This is a genomic window from Ruegeria atlantica, assembly GCF_013033965.1.
Classification (GTDB): Bacteria; Pseudomonadota; Alphaproteobacteria; order Rhodobacterales; family Rhodobacteraceae; genus Ruegeria; species Ruegeria atlantica_D.
Map to the genome: position 1 here is coordinate 54,911 of NZ_WQFE01000001.1, position 14,797 is coordinate 69,707.

General features: G+C 56.4%; 14 protein-coding genes. 5 read left to right on the plus strand and 9 right to left on the minus strand.

Features of this window, described 5'->3' with window-relative positions:
- Positions 1 to 12 precede the first annotated feature (12 nt).
- The gene (locus GOW16_RS00295) at positions 13 to 1,350 is read left to right on the plus strand and encodes a serine hydrolase domain-containing protein (protein WP_217354461.1); all 1,338 of its coding nucleotides are present in this window, start codon (positions 13 to 15) and stop codon (positions 1,348 to 1,350) included.
- Positions 1,351 to 1,447: 97 nt separating this feature from the next.
- On the opposite strand, the gene GOW16_RS00300 is transcribed toward GOW16_RS00295, so the two are convergent.
- On the minus strand, positions 1,448 to 2,116 hold the full coding sequence (locus tag GOW16_RS00300; RefSeq protein ID WP_170409139.1) for a TetR/AcrR family transcriptional regulator: 669 nt from the start codon (positions 2,114 to 2,116) through the stop codon (positions 1,448 to 1,450).
- Positions 2,117 to 2,184: 68 nt separating this feature from the next.
- On the opposite strand from GOW16_RS00300, the gene GOW16_RS00305 reads away from it, so the two are divergent.
- Genes GOW16_RS00305 through GOW16_RS00320 form a run of 4 tightly spaced genes read left to right on the plus strand, consistent with a single transcriptional unit; the run spans position 2,185 to position 6,150 of the window.
- Positions 2,185 to 3,540, plus strand: coding sequence for a flavin-containing monooxygenase (locus GOW16_RS00305; RefSeq protein WP_170409141.1), 1,356 nt, complete (start codon positions 2,185 to 2,187; stop codon positions 3,538 to 3,540).
- Entirely contained in the window at positions 3,537 to 4,451 is a 915-nt protein-coding gene (locus tag GOW16_RS00310; RefSeq protein ID WP_170409142.1) for a bile acid:sodium symporter family protein, read from the plus strand. Before GOW16_RS00305 ends, GOW16_RS00310 begins: the two co-directional genes overlap by 4 nt.
- The gene (locus tag GOW16_RS00315) at positions 4,436 to 5,374 is read left to right on the plus strand and encodes an SDR family oxidoreductase (protein ID WP_170409145.1); all 939 of its coding nucleotides are present in this window, start codon (positions 4,436 to 4,438) and stop codon (positions 5,372 to 5,374) included. The genes GOW16_RS00310 and GOW16_RS00315 overlap by 16 nt, the downstream gene beginning before the upstream one ends.
- Positions 5,371 to 6,150 carry an SDR family NAD(P)-dependent oxidoreductase gene (locus tag GOW16_RS00320; protein ID WP_170409147.1) on the plus strand — a complete coding sequence of 260 codons (780 nt, stop codon included), beginning with the start codon at positions 5,371 to 5,373 and terminating at the stop codon, positions 6,148 to 6,150. Before GOW16_RS00315 ends, GOW16_RS00320 begins: the two co-directional genes overlap by 4 nt.
- Before the next feature lie 4 nt (positions 6,151 to 6,154).
- Here GOW16_RS00320 and GOW16_RS00325 read toward each other — a convergent pair whose 3' ends face one another.
- The 8 genes from GOW16_RS00325 to GOW16_RS00360 form a co-directional block, all read right to left on the minus strand.
- Positions 6,155 to 8,359, minus strand: a complete 2,205-nt coding sequence (locus tag GOW16_RS00325) for a PAS-domain containing protein (protein WP_170409148.1) — start codon at positions 8,357 to 8,359, stop codon at positions 6,155 to 6,157.
- Positions 8,360 to 8,362: 3 nt separating this feature from the next.
- Entirely contained in the window at positions 8,363 to 9,532 is a 1,170-nt protein-coding gene (locus tag GOW16_RS00330) for an FIST N-terminal domain-containing protein (protein WP_170409150.1), read from the minus strand.
- 51 nt (positions 9,533 to 9,583) lie between these two features.
- Positions 9,584 to 10,261 carry a response regulator gene (locus tag GOW16_RS00335; protein WP_170409152.1) on the minus strand — a complete coding sequence of 226 codons (678 nt, stop codon included), beginning with the start codon at positions 10,259 to 10,261 and terminating at the stop codon, positions 9,584 to 9,586.
- Between the two features lie 96 nt (positions 10,262 to 10,357).
- Positions 10,358 to 10,828 carry a putative molybdenum carrier protein gene (locus GOW16_RS00340; RefSeq protein ID WP_170409154.1) on the minus strand — a complete coding sequence of 157 codons (471 nt, stop codon included), beginning with the start codon at positions 10,826 to 10,828 and terminating at the stop codon, positions 10,358 to 10,360.
- Between the two features lie 31 nt (positions 10,829 to 10,859).
- Positions 10,860 to 11,294, minus strand: a complete 435-nt coding sequence (locus GOW16_RS00345; protein WP_170409156.1) for a hypothetical protein — start codon at positions 11,292 to 11,294, stop codon at positions 10,860 to 10,862.
- A complete protein-coding gene (locus tag GOW16_RS00350) occupies positions 11,284 to 13,356 on the minus strand; it encodes a glycosyltransferase (protein WP_170409158.1) in 2,073 nt (690 codons plus the stop codon). The genes GOW16_RS00345 and GOW16_RS00350 overlap by 11 nt, the downstream gene beginning before the upstream one ends.
- Entirely contained in the window at positions 13,353 to 14,426 is a 1,074-nt protein-coding gene (locus GOW16_RS00355; RefSeq protein ID WP_170409160.1) for a glycosyltransferase, read from the minus strand. The genes GOW16_RS00350 and GOW16_RS00355 overlap by 4 nt, the downstream gene beginning before the upstream one ends.
- A gap of 14 nt (positions 14,427 to 14,440) precedes the next feature.
- Positions 14,441 to 14,767 carry a hypothetical protein gene (locus tag GOW16_RS00360; protein WP_170409162.1) on the minus strand — a complete coding sequence of 109 codons (327 nt, stop codon included), beginning with the start codon at positions 14,765 to 14,767 and terminating at the stop codon, positions 14,441 to 14,443.
- Between the last annotated feature and the right edge of the window lie 30 nt (positions 14,768 to 14,797).

Genomic DNA, 14,797 nt, shown 5'->3' on the forward strand with positions numbered 1-14,797 from the left:
TTCAAAAATCGAGTGATCGTCACAGCACTGAAATACGTCTCAGGCACGCTTGTTCTGGGTGTCATCGCAATTGTGGGCTATCTGCTGGTTGCCCCACCCGACTTGTTGAAGGTGGGAACGAACTATTCGGCAAAGATTGTCTGTTCCAATGTCTTCATTGCCGGGCGCGATCCGGATGAAGTTCTGACCGTCGATGTTCAGGCCCCGGGGCACCCGCTGCTCAAGCAAGTATCGATCGATGTGGACGAGGACGCCCAAACCGTGACGGCGCGGATGTTCCGGTTCTTTGCCCCTGCAACATCGCAATATCGCGAAGGGCTTGGCTGCTCCAACGTGCATGACGCGACACTCAGCGATGTAACACTGACCGCGATTGAGCCGTTGCCCAACGGGATCTGGCCCATCGGCAACGAAGTCCAGCTGTCGCAGAACCCGGAAATCGCGCGCATCCTGGCGGATGAGACCCTGCTGGGGCAAGGATACCGTGCTGTGGTCGTCGTGCGGGGCGGGCGTATCGTTGGTGAAACCTACGCGGACGGATTTGACGAAAGCACGCCTTTACTTGGGTGGTCGATGACCAAAACAGTCACCGCAAGCCTGATCGGAACTTTGATCGAAGAAGGTCAAATGTCGCTGGAGGATACACTGAGTGACAGCTATCCGGACTGGGCACAAGACGGGCGCAAGGACATTACCCTCAAGGATATGCTGGCTATGTCCAGCGGCCTGCAATGGAATGAGGAATATGGCGACGTCTCTGACGTGACCAAAATGCTGTACCTCAATGATGATATGGCAGGTTTTGTCTCGGGCCGTCCGGCAGAAAGTGAGATTGGGGTGGATTTCAACTACTCTTCAGGGACAACGACCGCCCTGTCGCGCGCTTGGCAGGACAAGCTGACCGATGGCAGCCTGACTTATCCACAAAAAGCTCTGTTTGCACCGCTGGGGATGACATCCGTCGTGCTCGAAACCGATGCGACAGATACGTTTGTCGGCTCCAGCTATATGTATGCCACGGCACGTGATTGGGCGCGTTTTGGACAACTGCTGTTACAGAAAGGCGAATGGAACGAACAACAAATCCTGCCCAAGGGCTTTACGGATTGGATGTTTGAACCGGTTGCCGCATCGGACGGGATGTACGCCAAAGGCCATCTGTGGCTGGATTCGCCGGGTGAGCTGCCACCCTATGAAGATGCCGTGTGGCTTCAGGGACATGACGGGCAGTTTATCGGCGTTTTCCCATCTGAGGACATGGTCGTGGTACGGCTGGGCTTGACGCCATCGCGGCATGGATATTCCTCGTTGCCGCTGGCAAAAGAGCTCATCGCCGCCTTTCAAAACTGACGTGAAGGACCCCTGTGTGCGGCTCATTTGTTGTAGTGCGATGCATGACTTCAAATCGAGCCGATTGGCCAGGGTGCTTCTCGCAACGTCCCAAAGATTAGTCGGATGAGCCCAAAATACCTGCAAGCCCCGCCCGACAGAACTGCAACAGGTTTTGGATCGCGTCTTCCGGATCTTGATCACCGTCAGGTCCGGAAAGTGCCGCGATCCGCCATTCTGACGTACACAGAGCCAGCATCGAAGACACCGAGAAGACCAGCGCCCCGGCAACCTTTGCTGGGTCGGCCTTAGGGTATCTTGTGCACAGCTTTTGAACCACCAGCGAGGCGACGGGATCAAAATGGATTTTGGCCAGCGCATGCCAACGCGCATCCGCGGAAACGATCGCTACAATGCGCGCATAGGCCAGCCATTGTGGGTCATTGCTGAATGCGCGGCTCAGTAACGGCCTCATGAAGGCCGACATCAGGTCCCCGGCATCCCAGCTGCTCTGTTCCTCCAATCGGCTGATGGCTTCGCGGCGTTCTTGCGACAACTCGCTGGCGCGGCGCGCAACGATACGTTCGAATAGCTCGTCCTTTGGACCACCGTGAAAGTTCACACTGGCCTTCTGAACCTGCGCCCGCGCGGCAATATCGCGAATCGACGCGCCTTCGAATCCCTGCTCGGCAAAGACCAGTTCCGCAGCGTCAAGAATACGTTCTCGTGCCGCAATGGATCGCTGCGAGGGCGCCCTTTTTCTTTCTTTTACAGCGTGTTGTGCCATTTCAAAAACTAATTTGCCTTATTTCGAACGATCGTTCAAGATAAATAGTGTCGCAGGAGGAGAGACGGATGGAACAGGTGCAAGTCGGAGCGGGTCAACCGGTCACGGTGAAGGCCCGCCCGGAAGAGTGTTTTGCTCTGATCGGAGCCGGGCCCATGGGTCTTGCAATGGCCAAGACACTTGTCGAGCAGGGAGTGCCATTTCAGGGGTTTGAACTGGCAGATGACGTGGGTGGTCTGTGGAACATCGATGCTCCTCGGTCTACGATGTACGAGACTGCCCACCTCATATCGTCGAAGAAAATGACCGAATTCACCGACTTTCCCATGCGCGATGATACGGCAGAATACCCTTCGCATCGTGAACTCAAGACCTACTTCCACGATTTCGCCAACGCGTTTGACCTGTACCAGCACTATCACTTTGGTGCCGAGGTCCTAAGCACCACACCCTTGGACGCAGGCGGATGGGAGGTGAAATGGCGCGACAAGGCAGGTGCCGAGCACCGCCAGACTTTTGTGGGGGTTCTGATCGCAAACGGCACTTTGTCCGAGCCGAACATGCCCGAATTTGAAGGAGAGTTTACGGGCGAACTGATCCATGCCTCGGACTACCGCTATCCGACGCAATTCACAGGCAAGCGGGTTCTGGTCATCGGGGCAGGAAACTCGGGCTGCGACATCGCTGTTGACGCCATTCACCACGGGCAGTCCTGCGATATCTCGATGCGTCGGGGGTATTACTTTGTTCCCAAATACGTGTTCGGCGTTCCCGCCGATACGATGGGTGGGAAAATCAAACTGCCTATGTGGCTGAAGCGCAAGGTCGACGGCACAATCCTGAAATGGTTCGTGGGTGATCCGCAGAAGTATGGCTTTCCCAAGCCAGATTATGCCCTTTATGAGTCCCACCCCGTCGTAAATTCGCTGATCCTGTTCCACGCTGGACATGGCGATCTGACAGTGCGCCCGGATATTGAACGCTTCGACGGCAAGACCCTGTATTTCCGAGACGGCAGCAGCGCCGACTACGACATGGTTCTGGCCGCAACCGGGTACAAATTGCACTACCCATTCATCGACAAGGCGCATCTGAACTGGCAGGGGGACGCCCCGCATCTGTATCTGAACTGTATGCACCCGACCCGCGATGACCTGTTCGTTCTGGGCATGATCGAGGCATCTGGCCTGGGCTGGCAAGGGCGGCATGAGCAGGCCGAGATGGTAGCGCGCTATATTGCCGGGCTGAGGTCCGGTAACTCTGCCGCAAAGGCGATCCACGCGACCAAATCCAAGAAATTCGAGCGTGCGACCGGCGGCATGAACTATATCGACCTGCCTCGGATGGCATACTACGTGGACAAGGCGACCTATCGCGGTGAGGTGACCAGGCAGATCGCGGCATTGAAGGCGGCCCAGCCATGACCGGGATCGACGACGTTGCGTTGAACTTCGACGCCGGGAACTTGAGGCTGTTGAATGCGATCCTCGCGGTCGTCATGTTCTCGATTGCTCTGGATCTTCGGATGGAAGATTTCCGCCGCATCCTGCGCGGTCCAAAACCGCTGCTTGTTGGGTTGGCTTCTCAGTTTTTGGTTCTACCGGCACTTACTTTCCTGATGCTGTTGGTGGTCAATCCACTCCCCTCGGTCGCGATGGGACTGATCCTTGTTGCGGCCTGCCCGGGTGGGAACATCTCAAACTTCATGACGCACCGTGCTGGCGGGAACGTCGCGCTTTCGGTATCTATGACCGCCTTTGCGACCGTGGGCGCGATCCTGATAACACCGGCGAATGTAGCACTGTGGGGGAACCTTTACGCCCCGACTCGGGAAATCTTGCAGAGAACTGAGATCGACCCGGTCGCAGTGGCCATTACAGTCGGCTTCATGCTGGTCCTGCCCCTTATCCTTGGCATGTTGGTCAACGCGCGTTTCACAGCCGTCGCCGACAAAATCCGGCGTCCGATGCAGTGGCTCTCGATGGCGATCTTCATCGCGTTCATCATCGTGGCGCTTGCCGCGAATTGGGCGAATTTCCAGCGTTTTGCCACAGCAATCATCGGAATCGTCATCCTCCATAACGCACTGGCGTTCATGGGAGGGTATTTGACCGCGACCGCCGCCAATCTGTCGGAACGCGACCGCCGGTCTGTCACAATCGAAACAGGAATACAGAATTCGGGCCTTGGCCTTATCCTGATTTTCGCCTTTTTCGGCGGGCTCGGCGGCATGGCCGTGGCCGCAGCACTTTGGGGTATTTGGCACGCAATCTCGGGGCTGGCTCTGGCCGCGTTCTTTGCAAGACGAGAGGTGCCCGAATGCGCCACATCCTGATCACCGGAGCCGCCGGCGCAGTGGGCACTGCCTTGCTAAAGCGATTGGGCAACCGCGCCGATGTCACGATCACGGCGACCGATATTCGTCCGCCCGCCGACCTGCCAGTCAATGCGCGGTTCGTTCGGATGGATGTCACCGGCAACGCGCCTCTCAACGTTGTTCTGGCTGAGGGACCAGACACAATCGTGCATCTTGCATCCATCGTGACCCCCGGTCCGGGTTCGACCAGAGAGCATGAGTATCAGGTCGACGTCGAAGGCACTCGGAATGTACTGAATGCGGCGATTGCCGCCGGAGTTAAGCGTCTGGTGGTGACATCATCGGGTGCTGCATACGGATATCATGCCGATAACCCGGTTCCCTTGCGTGAAACGGATGCGATACGAGGCAACCAGGAATTCCCGTATTCCTGGCACAAGCGTTTGGTCGAAGAGATGCTGACTGATGCCAGAGGCACCGCGCCTGATCTGGAGCAAGTTGTTTTGCGTGTGGGCACTGTTCTGGGCCGGAAGGTTGAAAACCAGATAACGGCTCTGTTTCGCAAACCCCGCCTGCTGGGTCTGAATGGGCACGACAGCCCCTTTGTGTTTATCTGGGACGAGGATCTGGCCGATATTCTGGTGCGTGCGGCCACAGACGGACCTGCCGGAGTATTCAACGTAGCGGGCGATGGAGCGATGACCGTGTCGCAGATCGCATCACAAATGGGCAAATCGGTGCGTTGGCTGCCCCCGTTAGTGGTCAAAGCTGTTCTATCCGTTGCCCGTCCGCTGCGCCTGTCGCGCTATGGGCCGGAACAAGTGCGGTTTCTTTTGTATCGCCCCGTTTTGAACAATGCCGCGCTAAAAAGTGTATTTGGCTATCACCCAAAACTTTCAAGCGCAGAAGCATTCCAACACTGGTGGGAGGCCGCCCAATGAAACCAACCGCAGTTATTACCGGTGGTGCAGGAGGATTGGGCCGCGCCTTGTCCACCGCGTTGAGGGAAGACGGCTGGCATACGGCTTTGATCGACCTGCCCGGCCCCGAGCTTGACGCGCTTGCTAGTCTGGACGACGTCAGCACCTATGCGTGCGATCTGACAGACGCCAACCAGTGCAAAGACATTTGTAGCCGGATCATTGCAGCAAGAGAGTCCGTTGATCTGGTCATCTACAATGCAGGTGTTTCGCAAATCTCAGCGTTTTCTGACAGCGATATGGGCTCGCACCGTAACCTGTTCGAAATCAACTATTTCGCAGCCGTTCGCTGCGCGCAGCATTTCCTGGATGCTATCAGGACAGCCAAGGGCACGCATCTTGCGATCTCTTCCGTCGCAGGCTTTGCGCCGCTCATTCACCGCACCGCCTATGCAGCCAGCAAACACGCGATGGAGGGGTTCTTCAAATCCCTCCGCGCCGAAGAAGCGGCGCACGAGGTCCGCGTCGCCATCGCTGCACCATCCTTTGTGGCGACCAATATCGGGCGACCAGAGGCTGCAGGCGCTGGGTTTGTTCGCCCCGGTTCAGCCTCGGATGGCATCGACTACATGGAGCCGGATGCGGCTGCACGGGTGATCTTGAATGGTCTCAAGCGGAACAAGGACTACATCCCGGTTGGTCGGATCGCTCGGATTGCCAATTTGCTGAACCGTGTGGCGCCAAGGTTCTACTTTCGGCAAATGATACGAACCGTTGGCAAGCAGACAACGCCCTGACCCATTATCTGACCGAGGCTCCAAGCACCATCTTTAGCCTCTGCGCATCAATCGGCTTATGCAGCAGTGGATAACCCGCCGTTTTGCAATGGGCTACCAATTCGGCCGAACGGTCAGCGGAAATGATGCAACCCGGCAGTTGTCCGAATTCGTGCGCCAATTCGGCAATGGCATCGGTCCCGGTTTTGCCGCTCTTCAATTGGTAGTCGGCGATAATGACATCGGGTAAAATCCCGATCTCGTGCAGCAGGCTTGCAGCTTCGGCTTTACTGGCCGCTTCCAGCACCTGAACGCCCCAATTTTCCATCGCCATACTCAGCGCGCCACGCAGGGCGTCATCGTCTTCTATTAGCAACGCGACAGTTCTATGCAACACGTCCGAAGGAGGCTGTATGGCGGCCTTCCCGTTATTCTGTTCATCACGTGCCTCATCCGCTGATGGAACATCGATCGAGAAAACGGTTCCTCGCCCCGGTTCGGATTGCAGGCGTATCGGGTGTTTCAGCAACCCACAGGCGCGTTCCACAATGGCAAGACCCAAGCCCATGCCGTCCGCCGCACTAGCATCTGAATGAACCCGTTTAAACTCTTGAAAAACAATGTCTCTTTGATCGGGCGCAATACCGATGCCTGTATCCCAAACCTGAATCGAAAAGGTTTTGCGCCTCCGCCTGACACCGACCAGGATCCGACCCGCTTCTGTGTACCGGATCGCATTTGACAACAGGTTCTGCAGAATGCGCCGCAGGTAGCTGGCGTCGCTTCTGACCACCGCGCCAGTGCCAACAAAATGCAATCCGAGACCCTTGGCCTGTGCCATCGGCCCAAAAGCGTCTTCCATCTGGGAAAAGAGATCTCCGACCGGGACCGAAGATAAATGAACGGATGCCCGCCCAGAATCCAGTTTTGAAATGTCCAGCAGCGCCTCAAGAATGTGTTCTACACTGTTAAGCGCGCTTTCTGCCTTGGCCGCAACGTCCCGCGCGTCGGCCTCAGCCAATCCTCCGCCCAGCGTCGAGACGTAGAGTTTTGCAGCGGACAGAGGCTGTAACAGATCGTGGCTGGCGGCTGCGACAAAGCGTGATTTTGATGCGTTCGCGCGCTCTGCCTCGTTCAGGGCGTCCGCCAGCTCCATCGTCCGCGATGCAACGCGCTGCTCCAGCAATTCCTTGGCTTCGACCAGTGCTTGCGCGGATTTTCGTTCAGCAGTCACATCGGTGAAAGATATCACAAAACCCCGGTCTGGCATTTCCTGCGCAAAGACCGACAGTATCTTGGCACGGCCGCTATGCATCTGGAATTGCAGCGGCGGACGCTCGGTCGAACGATTAACCCAGGCCAGCAGATTGGCATCGCTCACGCCACCCTCAAAGCTGATGGTCGCGCTTAATCGGTGGAACAACGTCTGGAACTGCGCGCCCATCTGAAATTGCGCGTTGGGAATGGCCAACAGCTCGCTGGCGCGGTTGTTCCAGCCGACAAGTCGCAGCTTGCTGTCAAAGATACAGACCCCCTGATCTATATGCTCCAGTGTCGCGCGGATCAGCCGTGCTTTATCATCGAGGATGCGGTCCCTTTCCTGCCGCTCGATCCGCATGATGTCCGTCACATCCGTCTGCAGAATAACGGTGCCGCCATCCGGCGTTCGGTGCTCGGACACCTGCATCCAGCGGCTGCCGCTAAGGCGGATGTTAAAGACCACGTGATCCTCAGAATGGCGCGCGATGCGCCGTTTCACCCAATCCTCTGGTGAAACAACCTCTGGCAGAGACAGGAACTTTGACTGGCTGACCAAGCCAACATAGTCAGTAAAGCGCAATCCGGGGGTCAGCTTGGCCTGAATATCGGGCATATGCAGGCCAAAGCGGCTATTGCACAGCACCATTTCCTCATCCCGGTTGAACAGTGCAAACCCCTCTTGCACCGCCTCGATCGCATTGGCGAGGTCTGCGCGGGCGGCTTCGGTTTCCTGATTGGCTTGCGCCAGACGGGCGTTCGAGTCATTGAGCAATTCTAACGCACGCTCAAGATCATCCGTCCGCGCCCGCACTTCCTGTTCAAGCATGGCGGCCCGCTGAAACTGAGCATAGGCCGCTCCCGAGGCGTTGGTTGATTCCTCAACCCGCCGCATCAGCGCCGCAACGATTTTCAGCAGCTTTTCATTCTGCCGATCAATCGGATCATTTGGGTCGGTCAGAGATTCAATCATCGCCTACCCGTCTTCCGGAGGATAAATCGCGACGCCGGTCAGCGTCTGGTTTACATGGATCGAGTTATACTGCTCACCATAGGTCGAAAACCCAACAACATGGTTTTCGGACAGTAAGCGGGAAATCTCGCCAGTCATCTGCTTTTCCTGCGCTTCAAGACGGCGCAGGATGCAATCACAGCCAAGGATCGTGTCCGGGCGGGCGGTCTGTGTCAGCACGGCGATTTCTTCCTCAAGATGCGAAACCATGTCCCGAGGTTCTGCCAGCGTAAGAACCAGCCCCTCATCTATCGCCGAAAAGAACACAAGGTCACCGTTGCCCGCGACACGCTGAATGGCCCGCACATGATGCTGGCCACCGATCTGAACAACCACCGGGTGGGCCGCAAAGGTAAAGGTCGTCAGCTGTTCCGGGTCTTTGCCAAGCAGACGGGCATATTCGCGTGCGGCCGGCTCAGCGTTGATTTCCTGAACCACGCGGTTTGTAGGGTCGGCCTTGGTCACAACCATGCGCCGCGCTGTCGGCACCAGGTGATCCGTTTTGAATACTTTGACCGGGCAGCGTGTACGAACCTGCGTCAGGACAGCCGCGTTCTGCATGGCCTGACCGTCCTTCATCACATAGGTTGCACCGAAACGGGTTCCGTCCCCCGCCGACCCACCGAACAAGGGCACCGGCCCCAGTCCAACGGCGAGTTCCGATGTCAACGCATCCTCTTTCGTCGACAGCCCGTCGATCATCAAAAAGGAAAACTCGTGTTTCCAATCCGGTTCGGACACCGCCATATCGTTACGATTGCAGATCATCTGGTCAATGATGTCCTGCGCAGAAAACTCCTCAAGGTTCGGCACCAGCAGGGTCCGAACTTCGAAATGCGATGATGGGAATCCAACAGCAACGATCTGATCTTCGCTATAACCGCAATCTGCAAGTTCACCCGCAGTGGTACAGCCGATCACAGGAGTGGGCGCAAAGGCTTGGTCCGCGTCGGAAACAACCGCTGCCGCATCTGCACCTGGGCTTACAAAAAGAACAACCAATGAGAGGGGTGCACCGCCCAGAGATTCGGCGAGTTTTCTGACCGCCTGATCCGTGTCACGATGTACAAAACCCGTTTTGACGATACCTGGCGTTCGGGCAGCAGCTGTCGCCCACCCAACGGCTTGGTTCATCGTGCTCTCCTCCCTCAAGCGCGACGTTTCGCTAAGATATGGCGCTTGGGCTTATTCTTGCAAGACGCTGGCAAGAGAAGCTTTCTTGGCCAGCAGTACAGCCTGCGTGCGGCTTTGGACGCCAAGCTTGCGCATGATTGCAGTCACATGCGCTTTGACTGTGGTCTCGGCGATGGACAGATCAAACGCAATTTGCTTGTTCAGCTTGCCCTCACAGATAAGCTGCAGAATACGCGATTGCTGATTGGTCAACGTGGCAAGACGATTGGCAGCGTCGCTGTTTTCGGCACCCGCCTCGTCTTCGATCAGCACATAGCCGTCCGGCACGAAGACGCCACCTGAGTGGACGGTCTCAAATGCCGTGCGAAACACATCGCGCTGGCTGTGCTTGGGCACATAGCCTGAGGCACCCGCGCGGATCACCTGACTGATCACACGATTCTCAGAGATCGACGACACCACGATGACCGGTGCATCTGTGGCGGCTTTGACACGCATCAGCCCCTCAAGCCCATCCACATCCGGCAGGTTAAGATCCAGCACGATCGCATCAAGCCGTAAACCACCGGCAATCAGAGCAATCGCATTTTCCAATCTGTCCGCGGTCTTGATTTCACCAATACGAGCGATACTTTGCAACGTCATCGACAAAGCATCGCAGAACAATGGATGGTCATCGACGATCAGAACCTTGTCGAAATCAATCTGTCCGGCAGATTTTGCAAACATAAACTATGGCCTTCGCAATCAGGGTGCCTCAACCCTAGCAACCGATCGGCGCCGCGCCTACTGGCGAAACGTCGTATTCCCCGACCCCGAGTTTGACTATTTGTCGGTGCTATTTGGCAAAACCGATTGACGCAGTACCGCCGTCACTTTTGCGCCGATCTGGGGGGCTTCGCTTTCTCTGGGGCCTGCAACGTTCAAAACAGCGTTGGGTCGCGCCATGATCCAAGGCTTCACCTCACGAACACAGATTTCGGCTTGCTGACGCAGATCCACAACCAAGCATGGCTTTCCGGTCTTGTGTGCGAAATCGATGGTCAGTTGCGTTCCGGGGCTGCTTGATCCATCGAGGAACACCAGCAACGCATCGCAAGACAAAACATTCAACCTTGTGCGTTCCGCTACATCTTCGGACTGCGTTTCAGTCAAACCGGTGAAGCGATCTGGAATGCGACCCGCCTCGTTCAAGCGACCTTTCGGAACCCAGCCGCCATAGGGGATGTCGTTTTCCAGTGCGAATTGCCACGCCGCCAGATCAACGCCTGTTTGTCCGCCGGTTATGATTTTCACAAGGCGTTCCCCACCCTTACACAGCGTCTTGTTAACTCAGCAGGCCGATTTCATGCCCGTCGATTATAATCGCCAGATCCCAGTACTTTCTGATTTCTTCCTCGGCGGCCTGTGCTGCTGCCTGCTCTTCTGGAATGCGTTCGACCCGAAAACCAAAACGTTCAAGCCCGCAATAGTCAACGCGGCTAAGAATGACCGGAAAGACCTCCCGCTCCAACGCGGCGGCGGCCAGAAGCCTTGCAACACGATACGGCGTTTCCGGCGGCTCGTGCACACGTACACCGATATGCACTGGTCCACCCGGTTCACGGTCCCACAGCATAAGCGATGGTGCGAGGCGCATGTTCGGGAACACAACCTTGCCTATTGGCTTGGTGTCCCGGCCCTCGTTGATCAGGTCGTCCAGCGGCTCGGGCCGATTTGGCGACGCTCTGCTAAGGATTTCGAACCATGGATCACTGGTCATATCTGGCCCCCAATTCGGTCAGCAATTCGGCGGCTTTGACAGCCCCCGTCTTAGGCAACTCAAAACTGTTCAAGGCGGATTTGTGGTATTCGGCACCGTCATGATCCAGCCAGTCTGTGACCGTACGTTCAAGCGTCATGAATTCCCGTTCGGTAATGATGGCGCACAGGTCACGGTCGGCCATAGCTGTGGCGCGTCGTTCCTGATCGTCCAGATAGGGTGCTGACTGCGGGATAAATATCGCCGGAATGCGATGATACAGCATCTCAAGGACCGAGTTGTATCCCGCAGCAGAAATGACAACGTCCGCGGCAAGGCTAAGCTTAGTCGCCTCTAAAGTCTGCACCACAAGGGTGTTTTTCCATCCAAATGCGGCGGGCTGGACCGTACTTCCGGGCCACGTAACAATCAGGTGCAGACAATCCTGACGCGCCTCAAGCATACCCGAGATTGCCTGCAATTGCGCAGACCGGTCCGAGGCGACACCACCCCCCAACATGCTGACGGCCAGGTGCTTGAAATCACGCCCGAAACGTTCCGCCAGCCGAGCCCGGAGCTGCTCATTTTCTGCCGCAGACTGTTCCACCTGACGCACAATTGGCCCCACATAGTGAACGTGATCGCCATAGCTGTATGCGTCGTTTAGTTCGTCAAACGCCTCAGAGGGCACGATGACGCGGTCAAACACACCTTCGCGGCGCAGCATGGTCTGGCGCGACCGGCCTTCAGGCCACAATCCACGTCGGATCCAAGCGGCCGAAAGCTTGCGCTCACGGATCACCCGATAGACGGAGTCGAACACATAGCCTCCGTCAAACACCAATGTATCATTTTCCTGAAGCGCCGCACTGAGGCGCCGATATGTAAGAACGTCATTGCCTTCAGAGTTGGTCTTCGTATCGATACGCTGAACCAACGGAATACAGTCGATACCTTCACGGCGGACAAGGGGTACGCAGCTTGGAAAAGCCGCGAACATTTTGGTCGTGCTGTCCGGCATTTCTCGGGCGATGTTTGTGCATCGCTGCGCGTGCCCCAGCCCCACCCCGTTCGTCGGGAAGAACAGAGTTTTAGGTTTGTCCTGTTCTGCCAGACGCTGTCTCGGCTTCAGGCCCGCAGCCGCTTCGAGACGAGAAATGTCGACCGTGTGCAACCACTGAGATTTTGAGGCTTGTTCGACAATTTGCGGCACGTTGTCGATCACATTGCCGATCAGATACCCATCCAGTGCAAATGGCGTTTTGGGCCCCAGCAATGCAGGTGCGCCAGAGGACATCAGGACCTCATCTTCCGTGCAATCAATGGCAACGCCGCCGGCAGCAATCAACTCGATTGCAAAAGCGGCCATGCGAACGCCGGCAATTCCCTGCCCGAACATCACCAGAATATCCGCCGAATTCGCCAGGGTAAGCGGTGACAGGCCGGTATAAAGGTAGGTCGGCAAATCGTGAAAAGGCGACGCCTTGATCGCCTCATTCTGCGCGCCGCTTACTATGAGCTTCAGATTATAGCCACTCTGGATGCTCATGCGGGAAAAGCATGACAGCGTCTCGGGGTTGTCCAGTTCCATCGAGCCCAGAACAGCTGTCACGTTCGGCACCGCCCTGTTGGGCCGCCGTGATACAGACCGAATATCCGCGACCAATGGGCTTGAGGTCGATGGCAGCACAGGGCGCGGCTGAAAATCCGTCAGGTCAATCACCTGGGCTTCGCGCCCAAGCGCGTACGCCAACCGGGCCTTGGCCGCGATGTAACTCTGCTGGGTCATAAAACGACCGGTTGCAATCACTGGGACACTCGGGGCGAGTTGTTTGTTCCTAAGCGACGCAAGAAGAAAATCGTCGATCTCTTCGGCACCCAGAACGAAAACGGTTAGCGCCTTGTGCTCATCCGGGTCGACAAGGAACTTGGCCGCCTCATAAATCCTGCCACGCCCTGCATCCTCTGGCAGATAGTCCGCATCAATGCATACATTATAGCCAAGTGCAGCAAGCTGTTCGGCAAAGATCAACTGCGTGTCAAACGACCGCAATGAGCGTGTGCCAACTTCCACATAGATCATGTATTCACCCCGCTGTCGGCGGATAGTATGCCCGACAGCATCGCCTTGAAATTCCCAGCAGAGTAGTTTTGAAGAGCCGCCTGCGACTTGGCCACCTGCTCATGGTACTTCTGCGGATAAGCGATCAGATCGGCAATGATCGTATCCACTTGTGATGGCTGGCAAGTCAGTACGGCATTTCCAAACGTGGCACCAGTTTCGGGGTTGGTCAGAACCACCTTACCCGCTGCCACCGCTTCGGCCACAACGCGACCAAAGCTTTCCTGCCAGGTCGGCGCCGTAAAATATACAAAAAAGTCAATCATTCCAAAGAACTCTTGCACAGTTATGGCATCAAAGGGAAGCAAGGTCCAATGCGCGCGAAGTACGCGGGCATTCAACAAAGCATCCGCTCCAAGAATTACATTGGACTGAGAATGGCTTGGAAAACAGCTATCCAAATCTGCAATGGCAGGGAATTTCTCGAACCCGGGTCGTGAATGTCGCCCGCGGCGATCCTGAGGGTCTTCACTCGGCGCGCTCATCTCGGTTTCGCAAATATTGAACCAATCGGAACCCAAAACGTCCCATTGCCGTGCCATACGGGACGTTGCCAACCAGTCGACCACACCTTTGCGGTTATACGGAGATATCGGCGCGAGTGATTTCCTCAGCGAAATTGTCGAGGCTTCGATCTGGCGCAGGCAGCTTGAAACATCAAACCCCTCTTCCCCACCCGGGCGCAGAAAATTCTCATGCGTAATCACATACAGTTCTCTGGCAATGATCTTTGTGCCAAGCGTGTCCTGAAATTTCAGAAAAGACGGATTGTGCAAGAAAACGAAATCGGCGGTGATCCGGGGTGCGTCCCAAATGATTGGAATGTTCAATTCGTCCAGCATCCGTCGCAGGACAGGTGCGACGTGTTGGTTGTTCCCAAATGTTTTGGATGTGATTGCATGCACGACCACCTGGCCGAATTCTGCGGCCAGCGGCAACTCGGCGGCTACAGCCGCAGACGTCCCGCCAGAAAACCGCGGCTCAATGACATAGGCAATCTTAGGTATGTTCGATCGCCCGAAAGCAGGCATTTCCGACATCCGGCTCAGTGTTGCAACGAGGCAGCGACTGCGTCTGCGTCGTCGCCCGAGCGGCTCTCACCGCTGGCCGGTGCGCTGGAGGCATAGCTGAAATCCAGATCGCCAACCGACGCGACCTCGTGAAAGCTCCGCAGCTCCAGCGATAGTTCATCTTCGCCGGTCAAAAGCTCGGGGTTTTTATCGAGGTAGGAATATAGCGCCTGTATGTCATTGGTGGACAGCATTTGGTCAATGGCCAGCAGATGCTCAAGCGTAATCTCAGCACGTGCATTTTGGGTCGTCGATAACAATAGCAGAGCAGTTACGATGCCGATAAGTCGTCTATCCGTCATTGTGGATACCTCGTCGGAAATAATTAACAG

What these genes read in the sequence shown, in the direction of transcription:
- GOW16_RS00325 (WP_170409148.1), bottom strand. Translation starts at nt 8,359, where the DNA reads ATGATTGAATCTCTGACCGACCCAAATGATCCGATTGATCGGCAGAAT.
- GOW16_RS00355 (WP_170409160.1), bottom strand. Translation starts at nt 14,426, where the DNA reads ATGCCTGCTTTCGGGCGATCGAACATACCTAAGATTGCCTATGTCATT.
- GOW16_RS00345 (WP_170409156.1), bottom strand. Translation starts at nt 11,294, where the DNA reads ATGACCAGTGATCCATGGTTCGAAATCCTTAGCAGAGCGTCGCCAAAT.
- GOW16_RS00350 (WP_170409158.1), bottom strand. Translation starts at nt 13,356, where the DNA reads ATGATCTATGTGGAAGTTGGCACACGCTCATTGCGGTCGTTTGACACG.
- GOW16_RS00335 (WP_170409152.1), bottom strand. Translation starts at nt 10,261, where the DNA reads ATGTTTGCAAAATCTGCCGGACAGATTGATTTCGACAAGGTTCTGATC.
- GOW16_RS00360 (WP_170409162.1), bottom strand. Translation starts at nt 14,767, where the DNA reads ATGACGGATAGACGACTTATCGGCATCGTAACTGCTCTGCTATTGTTA.
- GOW16_RS00320 (WP_170409147.1), top strand. Translation starts at nt 5,371, where the DNA reads ATGAAACCAACCGCAGTTATTACCGGTGGTGCAGGAGGATTGGGCCGC.
- GOW16_RS00300 (WP_170409139.1), bottom strand. Translation starts at nt 2,116, where the DNA reads ATGGCACAACACGCTGTAAAAGAAAGAAAAAGGGCGCCCTCGCAGCGA.
- GOW16_RS00315 (WP_170409145.1), top strand. Translation starts at nt 4,436, where the DNA reads ATGCGCCACATCCTGATCACCGGAGCCGCCGGCGCAGTGGGCACTGCC.
- GOW16_RS00310 (WP_170409142.1), top strand. Translation starts at nt 3,537, where the DNA reads ATGACCGGGATCGACGACGTTGCGTTGAACTTCGACGCCGGGAACTTG.
- GOW16_RS00330 (WP_170409150.1), bottom strand. Translation starts at nt 9,532, where the DNA reads ATGAACCAAGCCGTTGGGTGGGCGACAGCTGCTGCCCGAACGCCAGGT.
- GOW16_RS00305 (WP_170409141.1), top strand. Translation starts at nt 2,185, where the DNA reads ATGGAACAGGTGCAAGTCGGAGCGGGTCAACCGGTCACGGTGAAGGCC.